Source organism: Paenibacillus sp. EKM206P (genome assembly GCF_011066155.1).
GTDB classification, from domain to species: Bacteria; Bacillota; Bacilli; order Paenibacillales; family Paenibacillaceae; genus Paenibacillus; species Paenibacillus polymyxa_D.
Map to the genome: position 1 here is coordinate 1 of NZ_JAAMNQ010000133.1, position 231 is coordinate 231.

Here is a 231-nt window from a genome sequence, read left to right on the forward strand (position 1 = left end):
GCGGACGTGGCTCAGCGGTAGAGCATCGCCTTGCCAAGGCGAGGGTCGCGGGTTCGATTCCCGTCGTCCGCTCCATTTATTAGTCCCCTTAGCTCAGCTGGATAGAGCGTTTGACTACGAATCAAAAGGTCGGGAGTTCGAATCTCTCAGGGGACGCCATTAACTTCATAAGCCGGTGTGGCGGAATTGGCAGACGCGCGCGACTCAAAATCGTGAGGGAAACCGTGGAGG

2 tRNA genes are annotated in these 231 nt (G+C 57.1%); both read left to right on the top strand.

The window, feature by feature from the left end:
• Positions 1-75: transfer RNA gene (locus tag G9G53_RS26090), tRNA-Gly, on the top strand.
• Positions 76-82: 7 nt separating this feature from the next.
• A tRNA-Arg gene (locus tag G9G53_RS26095) sits at positions 83-159 on the top strand.
• Positions 160-231 lie beyond the last annotated feature (72 nt).